At 77.2% G+C, this 4,427-nt stretch carries 1 protein-coding gene; it reads right to left on the bottom strand.

Features of this window, described 5'->3' with window-relative positions; all coding sequences use genetic code 11:
• The coding region (locus ACIOFR_RS41815) for an SDR family NAD(P)-dependent oxidoreductase (RefSeq protein WP_401006019.1) at window positions 1-4,427 on the bottom strand (4,427 nt) is incomplete at both ends.

Below are 4,427 nucleotides of genomic sequence, written 5' to 3'. Positions count from 1 at the left end.
ACGTGGGGTGCGAGGGCTTGTTCGCAGGCGGTGATGTGGTCGGCGAAGACGGGGTGGGTGTCGAGGAGTTCGGCGGCCATGCCGGCCCATTGGGAACCCTGACCGGGGAACACGAAGACCGTCCGCCCGTCCCCGGCGTCCCGGCCCTCCACCCGGTGGGCGGCGCCTCCGGCCAGGGCGGCCCGTACCTGGTCCGGTTCGCCGACCAGCACCGTGCGGTGGGCGAACGCCGTCCGCCCGGCCAGGGCGCGCGCGACCTCCAGCGGGTCGGCGTCCCGGCCGTCCAGGTGCTCGCGCAGCTGTTCGGCCTGGTCGGCCACGGCGGCCGCGGTCCGGCCGGAGAGCAACCACGCCACCGGGCCGGCGACCTGGCCGGCGGGCGGTGCGGGGGGCCCGGCCGGCGGCGCGGTGGGCTCGGCCGCCGGCGCCTCCTCCAGGATGACGTGCGCGTTCGTGCCGCTCATCCCGAACGAGGACACCCCCGCCCGTGCGGGCCGGTCCAGTGCGGGCCACGGGCAGGCTTCGGTGACCAGCGACAGCGCGCCCTGCGTCCAGTCGACCTTGGTGGACGGCCGGTCGACGTGCAGGGTCGCCGGGACGGTACGGTGCCGCAGTGCCAGCACCGCCTTCATCACCCCGGCGACGCCGGCGGCGGCCTGGGTGTGCCCGATGTTCGACTTCAACGAGCCGACCAGCAGCGGAAGATGATCCGGCCGCTCCTGGCCGTAGGTGGCGAGCAGGGCCTGCGCCTCGATCGGGTCGCCCAGCGTCGTGCCGGTGCCGTGGGCCTCGACCACGTCGACGTCGGCGGCGCTCAGCCCGGCGTCGGCCAGTGCGGCCCGGATGACCCGCTGCTGCGAGGGCCCGTTCGGCGCGGACAGGCCGTTGCTGGCGCCGTCCTGGTTGACGGCGCTGCCGCGCAGCACGGCGAGCACCGGGTGCCCGTTGCGGCGCGCGTCGGAGAGCCGTTCGACCAGCAGGACGCCCGCGCCCTCCGACATGCCCATCCCGTCGGCGGCGTCCGCGAACGCCTTGCAGCGGCCGTCCTCGGCGAGCCCGCGCTGCCGCGAGAACCCGATGATCGCGCCCGGCGTCGACATCACCGCGACCCCGCCGACCAGCGCCAGTGAGCAGTCCCCGGCACGCAGCGCCCGGGCGGCCAGGTGCAGCGCCACCAGCGAGGCCGAGCAGGCGGTGTCGACGGTGATCGCCGGCCCCTCCAGACCGAGGGTGTACGCGACCCGGCCGGAGACCACGCTGGCCGCACTGCCGGTCAGCAGGTGACCCTCGTTCTCGACCGACTGCGCGACCGCCGCCGCGTAGTCCTGGTAGTTGACGCCGGTGAACACGCCGGTGCTGGTGCCGCGCAGTGCGACCGGGTCGAGGCCGGCCCGTTCGATCGCCTCCCAGGAGGTCTCCAGCAGCAGCCGCTGCTGCGGGTCCATGGCGACCGCCTCGCGCGGCGAGATGCCGAAGAACTCGGCGTCGAAGTCGCCCGCGTCGTGCAGGAACCCGCCGTACCGCGTGGTGGAGGTGCCGGGCCGGTCCGGGTCCGGGTCGAACAGGGTGTCGAGCGGCCAGCCGCGGTTGTCGGGGAACTCCGACACGGCGTCGCCCCCGTCGACCAGCAGCTGCCACAGCTGCTCGGGCGTGGCGACACCGCCGGGCAGCCGGCAGCCCATCGAGACGATGGCGATCGGCTCGTCCGCCTCACCGGCCGCGCCGGCCGGCGCGCCGGCCGGGCCGGTGAGCTCGCCGAGCACGGTCGAGCGGATGTACTCGGCCAACACCCCCGCCGACGGGTAGTCGAAGACCAGCGTGGCGGGGAGCCGCAGTCCGCTCGCCGTGGTCAGCCGGTTGCGCAGCTCGACGGCGGTCAGCGAGTCGAAGCCGAGCTCCTGGAAGGCGCGCCCGGCCGGGACGGCCGCCGCCGAACCGTGCCCCAGCACCTCGGCGGCGTGCGTGCGCACCAGGTCGAGCACGATCCGGCCCTGCTCGGCCTCCGGCACACCGGTCAGCCGGCCGCGCAGCACGGTGGCCGCCGGGGTGACGGCGGGCGCGGCGCCGGGCGCGCCGAGCTCCCGGACCTCGGGAATGCCGCTCAGCAGCCGGCTGGGCCGCACCGAGGAGAACACCGCGGCGAACTGCGGCCAGTCCACCTCCGCCAGCGCGATCACCGTCTCGTCGTCGTCCAGCGCCTGCTGGAGCGCCAGGACGGCGGGCTCCGGGTCGATCAGCGGCAGGCCCTGCCGCTGCACCCGGTAGAAGTCGGCGTCCTCCACGGTGTCGCGGGCCGCCCACGGGTTGGCGGCCTTCCACACCCCCCAGTCGACGGTGGTGGCCCCGAGGCCGCGGGAGCGGCGGTGCTCGGCGAGCGCGTCCAGGTAGGCGTTGCCCGCGGAGTACGCGGCGTGGTTGCTGCTGCCCCACACCCCCGCGATCGAGGAGAACAGCACGAAGGCGTCCAACTCGCGGTCGAGCAGCGCGTCGAGGTGGGCGGCGCCGGCGGCCTTCGCGGCGACGACCCGCTCGAAGGAGTCCACCGGTGTCCCGTCCAGCGGCGCCAGCTCGATGTACGCGGCGGCGTGGAAGACCGCGGTGACCGCGTCGCCGCGCTCCTCCAGCCCGGCGAGCAGGGCGGCCACCTCGTCCCGGTCCGCCAGGTCGCAGCGGGGCAGGCTCAGCCGGGTACCGAACTCGGCCAGCTCGGCGGCCAGTTCCGCCGCGCCCGGGACGTCGGCGCCGCGCCGGCCGGGCAGCACCAGGTGCTCGGCGCCGCCACGGGCCAGCCAGCGCGCGATGTGCGGGCCGAGCGCGCCCGTCCCGCCGGTCACCAGGACGGTGCCGCGCGGGCGCCAGCTGCGCCGCGGTACGGCCGGGCGGGGCGCCCGGACCAGGCGGCGGGCGTACAGCCCGGCCGGGCGGACCGCGAGCTGGTCCTCGCCCGTGGAGCCGGCCAGTGCGGCGCGCAGCGCCGCCTGTGCCCGGCCGTCCAGCACCGGCGGCAGGTCCACCAGGCCGCCCCAGCGGGCGGAGTGCTCCAGCGCGGCGACCATGCCGGTGCCCCAGATCAGGGCCTGCTCGGGGGCGGTCAGCGGGTCGCCGAGGCCGACCGACACCGCGCCGCCGGTGGCGCACCACAGCGGCGCCCCGACCCCCAGGTCGCCCAGCGCCTGGACCAGCGCCAGGGTGAGCGCGGCTCCGGCCGGCAGCGCCGGGTGCGCCGGGTGCGGCGCGTCGGCCAGGGCCAGCAGTGACAGCACGCCGGCCGGGTGTTCGGCGACGGCCCCGGCCAGCAGGCCGGCCAGTTCCGCGCGGTCCGCCTCCCGGTCGGTCAGCTCGACGATCCGGACGTCCGCGCCGCCCTCGGCCAGCGCCCGCACCGGCGCGAGGACCTGCTCCGACGCGCCGAACCCGGCGGGCACCGCGACCAGCCAGCGGCCGGCCGGCGCGGCCGGCGCGGCCGGCGGCACCTGCTGCCACTGGACGCGGTAGCGCCAGGACTCCAGCGCGTCGCCCTCCCGGCGCTGCCGGCGCCAGGCGCTCAGCGCGGGCAGCACCTCGCCGAGCGAGGCGGCGTCCACGGAGAGGCTGCGGGCGGTCGCGGCCAGGTCGCCGCCCTCGACCAGCTGCCAGAACGCGCTGTCGCCCCCGCCGTCCCCGCCCGCCCGGCTGCCGCCGTCCAGCCAGTACCGCTGCCGCTGGAAGGCGTACGTGGGCAGGTCGACGCGGTCCCCGCCGCGGCCGGCGAACACCGCCGGCCAGTCCACCGGCACGCCGCGCACCCAGAGTTCGCCGGCCGAGGCCATCGCCCGGGACAGGCCGCCCTCCTCACGCCGCAGCGAGCCGGTCGCCAGCACGCCGGACGCCCCGGCGGCCTCCGCGCCGTCCAGCACCGGCAGGGTCAGCACGGGGTGCGGGGAGACCTCCAGGAACACCTGGTACCGCTGCTCGGCGAGCGCCCGCACGGCGGTGTCGAAGCGCACCGTCTGCCGCAGGTTGCGGTACCAGTAGCCGCCGTCCATCGTGGCGGTGTCCAGCCAGTCGCCGGTCACCGTGGAGAACAGCGGCACCCGCCCGGCCACCGGGCGCAGCCCGTCCAGCAGCTCCGCCAGCTCCGCACGGATCAGCTCGACCTGCGCGGAGTGCGAGGCGTAGTCGACCGGCACCGTGCGGGCCCGGACCTCCCGCCGCTCGCACTCCGCGAGCAGTTCGGCGAGCGCCGCGGCCTCGCCGGAGACCACCACCGCCGACGGGCCGTTGACGGCCGCCACCGAGAGCCGTTCGCCCCACGGCGCGATCAACTCCTCCACCACCGGCAGCGGCCGGCCGACCGAGACCATGCCGCCCTTGCCCTCCAGGCGGCGCAGGGCCTTGCTGCGGAGGGCGACGACGCGGGCGCCGTCGTCGAGGGTGAGGGCGCCGGC

Origin of the sequence: Kitasatospora sp. NPDC088346 (assembly GCF_044740765.1) — a bacterium.
GTDB lineage: Bacteria > Actinomycetota > Actinomycetes > Streptomycetales > Streptomycetaceae > Kitasatospora.
Note: the sequence above shows the minus strand (reverse complement) of the source record. Positions and strands in the feature narration are given on the sequence as shown.